Here is a 6,945-nt window from a genome sequence, read left to right as displayed (position 1 = left end):
GATCTACCCTCTTTCCCTACACGACGCTCTTCCGATCTAAAATATGAAATTAAATCCTGGCTCGTTAGCACTTTCGTCACGAGATAAAATTTATGTTGTGGACGTGAAGGAACGTTTTGGATCATCTTTAATCATATTTTTATCAATTAAACCTAATCAGTACGTGAAAATTAATCAAAACAGCCTTCAATTCTATTAAATTATTCAATTTCATCCAAATTAAAGCCCAAAAACCAAAATAATAAAATAATAAAATAGTAATTAAAAAAAAAAAAAAATTCTAATTTCCATCTCTCATAATAATCCCTTGTTTATTATTATTTTTTAAACTCACGTGAATAACCCATGACCCTTTTTTAACTTACTTTTTTTTCTCTTCTTCAGATACTCAGCATTCAACACGAACAAACATTTTTTTTCTTACAACTTAAAACATAAAACCAACTTCATTTTTTTTTTCCTTTTCTCATTCCAATGTCAATGCTCTGTGGTGGCTACAAAACTAAAAATTCCTCTTCAAACATCACAAGGCCAACACAAGGCTGCAGCATCACTGCATCAGCCATGTTGATTTTATAATTAATTATTATTAACCCTAATAATTAACAAAAAAAAATATAAAAATCCTTATTCCACTCCAATAACTTCCACCCAGCTACAAAAAAAAATTAAAATGGCATGTTAAATGGATCAAATCACATGATTATTTGTTAATTTTATTTTATTTTATTTTTTAGTTTCTAAGTATTTTCCTTGCTCTTTATCTCAAGAATGTGACTTGGTGGAGTTCAAGGTAACTTGGCCAAGCCATTTGTATACAAACATGTTTTCCCTTTCCCCCTAGCAAAATATAAATAGCAGCAGCAGGACAGAAAACCACTTTTTTTATCTCATCCTTCCATTAAATTCCGACTAATAATATCCCAAGAGCAGCAATGTACAATTCAATTCACTTTTCAAATAACCATGTGTGAAAATTAAGCCCTGAATACCAATTAATTGCAATGTAAAGTGACAATCATTTATATTCATTCAGTAATTTAATTAAACAGCAAATCAACACTTTGCTACTAGTTGTTTCCTAGTAGCCATTATGAATCTGTATTGTCTTTTCAATCCTCATTTGTGCACTTTGTGTGCATTCAACCAGGTATATTGGCGTCTAAAATAAATTTAAAAAATGATGTACTTCATTTTTTTCTCACTTTTTAGTAATTACTTTTTAATGATATTACTTTTTTTTTTTATTAACTTTTTCCTAAAATTTTTTTTTTTTAACATTATGATGAATAGTTTTAATTATATTAATTGGGTTTGCCAGTATTTAATTTAGAATTATGCAACCCAATTTTGACACAATCACCAATAAAAAAAATTATTTGCATTCAACTTAGTTTTATTTTTCAATAAAAATCCACCATTTTAAGGCTTAAAAATTAAGATTTTGTTACTTTTAATCTCACTTTTAAGCCAGATTACTATACATAATAAATAAATCAAAGCGAGCATCTTCTGTTGTCTAGTTTTACTGCTCCACTACAACATCAAAATATTTCCTAATTACAACTAACAACCAGCAAAAAAAAAAATCAAGATACAAAACTGGGAAGAATTACAACTAGTTGGTGGGAGCCATTACGAAATCTAACCTTGAATTGAAGCCATGAAAACAAACTTTATAAAAAAAAAAAGGCAATTTAATAAAATAAATAAAACAAAGCAAAAATATGTTTTTTTATTTTTGATGCATGGATATAAGTTGTTTTTTTTGTTGTTTTTGTTGTTTTTTTTACTGTTTATAATGTTTTTTCCACATGTTCTTAAACACAAAAAAAACTTAAAAAAAAATTATAATGTCCCTTTGGGGCATAAATTCAAGTCTAAGGTGAAGTTGAGATATTAAGGGGTAAATCTCTTGACTAAACCGGCCTCGAGCGGGGTCAATGTTCAAGAGAAAGTTTTAAGAGCGAAATTTAGGCTTACCAATTAAGATTTCAATAAAAGTAAATTTCCATTGAATTTTCTTGAGAAACACTTGTTTTTTTTAAAAAAAAAAAAAAAACTTTAAATGCAATCTATAGAAACCATAAGAAAACACCATAAACAATAAAACGCAAATTATTTTCAATTTTTCAATGAAGAAATTAAAAGAAGAAGAAAAAAACCCAAAACATCATAAAATTCTATTATATAAATTGTTAGACTCATTTTATGGCACAAATCCAACATTTCATGTAACAATACCCACAATAACCATAAAAATCCATTCTACTTTATGCAATACCCCCACATAATAAAAAAAAAAAACCAAAAAAAAAAAACCACTTACCCAACACAATCCAGACATCTAAAACAAAACCCCCCCTTTATAAGAGACAAATTCAAGGTCAAAAAAGCCCCCTAACATGCCTTACATCATAAAATTCCCTCAAACTCAACTTAGAAACATTAAAACCCATATTCACTTTTTCTATCATTAAAAAAAAAATAATAACAACAAAAAAAAAAAATTAGAAACCAAAAAACCCCCAAAAAAAAAATAAAAAATAAAAAAAAATAAAAAATAAAAAACAAAACCAAAAAACTGAGTAATTTAATCACTACCATTGGTCACACACATATCATGTGACTCCTCACCTATAGCAAGCGTTCACCTTGGAGGCTGAAGGGAGATGGGAGTGTAAATGCTGACCAATCAATCGTCACTAAGGCCTATAAAAGAAGGTGCTCGAGCAGCAAAACAGCACAGTGCGCCATCAGAGCTGAGCATCAAAACATCAAGGATAATCTACCTTGTTACATTTGAGGTAAGCATCACTCGGGCAGCGGGCTCAGCATTGGAGACGAGACTTAGGTTTTCATTTTACAATTTTATAGATTTTCTTATTTCTAACAAAACAAAACAATCAATCATGAAGCTTCAAATTTGCATCTTATCCATCTGTGTGTGCCTTGCTTTTGGACGTAAGTAGAAAATCAATTTATTCTTTATTCCACGTAGAAAGAAAAAAAACCATTCTGTTCGTGTGTTGTAATTTAGAAATTGATTTTTTTGTCTTTTATTACAGGTGTCATCAGGGATGTGTCCGAACAACCCCAAGAGCCATTAAGCAGCTCGGCAAAGCCTGAATTACCCCAACATGAAGGTAATAATATTTTATTGATATAATGACTAAAATACTTAATTATTATGCAACAAATTAGTTACAAAATATAATTTTACTAATTTTTCTGATTCTTTAGTCTCTAGATTAAGATTAATTAATGTAGAGACTAAAGATACTAGTAAGTTACACATTGCCAGAATTAATCATGAAATAGTGTTTGGGATTAGAGAATATTACGGAAGTAATAGTTTAGTATTCTCTGAGGAAGAGATTAATTCTGAAATAACTCAAAAAAATAATTTTATTAACATTACTTTTGGTATGAGTAGGGGTGGTGGCACTAGTTATGCTAATTTTGAAAAAGATAAACTTAATAATTATAGCAATAAGAAAATTTCTAATAATAGTAATGTTGTTCGTTTAGGTTATGGTTGGATTTTAAGAGATGATTTAAGAACTCTATTAAAAGTTAGTGTTTATGATAAAATTAGAGGTTTTGATTATGATGTTAATACTATTAAACATTCTAATTTAGTATTTTTAGATATAATAGATGCCAATAATTATTTATATTCTAAGAATTTAAAGGTTTATGATGTAATGTTTAATATAGAATATGATTTATTTAAAATTAAAAATTTAGCTATGTTTCTAGGTGCAGGGATGGGTGTATCTTTAAATACTTATCAATACGGATACAGCTATGAGAATTCTTTAAATAAAGAAATAGAAACCGGTGGTAAAGAAAAAATTGCCTATACTTTCCCATATACTCTTAGTGCTGGGTTTAGTTACGATTTAGGTTCTGCAGTAACTATAGTTTTTAAATATAGTTATGTTTATAAAGATAATTTAGAAGTATTTAATTTAAACCTTAAACCAAAAGAAGGTATAGCCGATACCATAAAAAATAGTTATTATATTAGGCAGAATCTACAAGCATTAAATTTATCCCTAAGATATAAGTTTTAAAGTAAAATTTTTAGTTTACAGTAAGAATTTATGAGAGAGACTTAGTTTACTACTATAGCTGTAGTTTTTTCTTTTAAATAAGCAATTAAATCAGTATTTAAATGTGGTGAGAGTTCTTGTAATACTCTTTGATGATAGTTATTAATCCAAAGTAGTTCCTTAGGGGATAATAAAGTTAAATCAAGATTTTTAGTATCAAAGGGAACTAAAGTTACAGGTTCAAACTCTAGAAAGTCTGCCAGAGTAGATTCTACTACTAGTATTAGATTTTCTAATCTGATACCAAAGTCATTATTTTTATAGAAACCAGGCTCATTAGAAATTAACATTCCAACTTGCAGAGGAGTTTGATTATTAGGACTAATTGAGATTGGTCCTTCGTGAACTGATAAGAAAAAACCAACTCCATGCCCAGTACCGTGTCCATAATTTAGACCTTGTTCCCACAAAAATTGTCTAGCTAAAACATCAAGAGCTCCGCCGGTAGTTCCTTTGGGAAACTTAATAGAACTAAGAGCTATATGCCCTTTTAGGATATAGGTAAAACATTTTTTAAACTCAGTATCCCTAGAATTAGCTTCTCCAAGAGAATTAGATCCCGTAACAGAGTTAACTTCCGTAAAAGTAAAAGTTCTAGTAACATCAGTTGTTCCCTCTAGATACTGAGCACCGCAATCTAATAAGAGTTTGGAATTAGGAGTTAAAACTTTTGTAGTTTTTAGGGCAGGTCGATAATGAGGTAGTGCTGCATTAGCATCAATTGCAACGATACTCTCAAAACTAGAACCTCTGTAGATAAGATCTTTTGCTCTTATGTTCTCTAATTTTGTGCTAATAGCTACTTCATCTAGAATTTCGTTTTCCGGATTATTAGCTAAGTTTTTAGTATCAAGGAGCCTATTATCTAAATAATGCATTAATTCAATTAATTTAGCTCCATCACGCTGATGAGCTACTTTAAGATTAGCAATTTCTTTAGGATTTTTTAGAGTTTTTAAGGTAGTAATAGGGTCGGTTAATTCCTGAATTGCTAAATTATGCTTGTCTAAAAATAAACTAAAGTAATAGGGTGCAGCATTAGAAATTCCTATAGTTTTATCTTGTAATAAAGTTTTTAGGGTGCTTTCTAAATTCTTCTCATCTACAAAAGATACTGTGGCAGAAGTAATACTTGTAGTAGAATCTACGATAGAGGCATTAAGAGAGGCAAGACTAGTAAAGCTTTGAATTATAGCAGGGGTTAATTTTAAACGGTTAATGAAGACAACTACATTAGCACTTTTATGGATGAGAGCATAACATAAAACTACAGGATTATGAGCAACATCAGCTGCTCTGATATTTAAGAGCCAAGCTATATTATCAGGGGATGTACAGAGAAAATAATCAAGATTGTTTGCTACTAATGTTTTTGCGATTGCTATAATTTTTTCTTGATAAGATTGCCCAGTATATTTTTCTTCATGTAAAAATACAGGAGAAATCGGAGGAAGAGGACGGTTTTTCCAAGTTTCATCAATTGGGTTCTTCTCTAACATAACTAGACTAGCGTTAAGCTTGCTTGCTAAGGTTTGAAATTTAATAACTTGTGCTTTAGTAAAAATTTTAGGGTCTAGTGCAATATTCTTGGGGATATTTTGGGTAGAGTTTTCGGTAATATCCGCAGTGATTTTATGATGTGTGCTAAGATTTATCTTTAAAAAGTTAGACATATCTTCAAAAGAAAGCTTTCCCCTACTAAATAAAGCAGGGTCGGTTTGTTGTTCTAACTGTAAGGTATAACGATGGTCCACAAAAATACATGCACTATTAGCTAAAACAATACAAAAGCCTAAAGAGCCGTTAAATCCGCTTAAATAATGCAATCTGTTAGCACATAGCGGAGGATATTCATTAATGTATTCATCAGTTGTTGAGAAAATAAAAGCATCTATAGAATTCTCTAATAGATAGCTTCGGAGTTTTTTTAAATGCTTGGCTGAATTCAAATTCTCAAAAGAAAAAATCAATTTAGACTCTTTTTCTAAATTACTTAAAAAATCTTCTTTAGATAAATTAGGGAAATAACATAGTGCTAGGTTATATAAACTTGTTGTATCTTGATTGGCTGAAACTAAAAGAGATTTTATAAAAGTACTATACATAATAATTTCCTTTATGTTATGATATTTCTATTATAACAAAATACCTATAAATTATAAATGAAAAATATTATTTTATTGCTTTCTTTTTTTGCTGTTACTTTTTGCGGAAATGAAAAATCTATTACTAAAGTATCTCAGGAATATCCTCACACTTATCCTAAATCTAAATAAGATAATTATCGCTAACTAGTACAGGTATCCTTTAGAGTTTGAATGTTATTTTGAACATTCTTAATAAAATTATTAAAAATATTATAAATTTGAGTATTGCTTTTTACCTGCAGAAGAGCGTTCTGGTAAAAATCTCCTAATTGTAGTTCTAATTGGATTAGAGAATTGCAGAGGAGTTCTTTAGTGGGGGTTTTATATTCTAAGGATTGTAAAATATTCATAGCTGTGGTTAAATCTGCTTCTTGTACACCTAAGTTATATAAAACAAGAGTATTGCTAATTATAGTAGTATTTTCGTCATGCTGCTTTAATAGGAGTAAAAGATTAGAATTCTTTGTTTTTCTAAAGTAATAATCATAAATATATTTGTAGGAAGATTCCTTATTATAAGCCTCGTTGAGAGTTTGTGTTATTTTAATACTAATGGGAGATTGTATTTCTGCAGTAGTAAATGTTACTTGTGAAGTTATGATAAAAATCATAGCAATAATTTTTTGAAACATCTGATTTATTCCTTATAATAAAAATAAACTTAATATCTCTTCTACAGT

3 protein-coding genes are annotated in these 6,945 nt (G+C 29.2%); 1 reads left to right on the top strand and 2 read right to left on the bottom strand.

The genetic code is table 11. The features are described 5' to 3' along the window. Window positions 1-3,320 precede the first annotated feature (3,320 nt). Window positions 3,321-4,079: a hypothetical protein gene (locus ACQCX0_RS04835; protein WP_462563045.1), complete on the top strand. Its 759-nt coding sequence runs from the start codon at window positions 3,321-3,323 to the stop codon at window positions 4,077-4,079. Window positions 4,080-4,120: 41 nt separating this feature from the next. On the opposite strand, the gene ACQCX0_RS04830 is transcribed toward ACQCX0_RS04835, so the two are convergent. Further along, window positions 4,121-6,223 (bottom strand): M24 family metallopeptidase, encoded by a 2,103-nt coding sequence (locus ACQCX0_RS04830; RefSeq protein WP_462563044.1) that lies wholly within the window; start codon window positions 6,221-6,223, stop codon window positions 4,121-4,123. Window positions 6,224-6,405: 182 nt separating this feature from the next. Continuing rightward, window positions 6,406-6,897, bottom strand: a complete 492-nt coding sequence (locus tag ACQCX0_RS04825; RefSeq protein ID WP_462563043.1) for a hypothetical protein — start codon at window positions 6,895-6,897, stop codon at window positions 6,406-6,408. Window positions 6,898-6,945: the final 48 nt, after the last annotated feature.

The organism is Candidatus Hepatincolaceae symbiont of Strigamia maritima, assembly GCF_055505085.1.
Note: the sequence above shows the minus strand (reverse complement) of the source record. Positions and strands in the feature narration are given on the sequence as shown.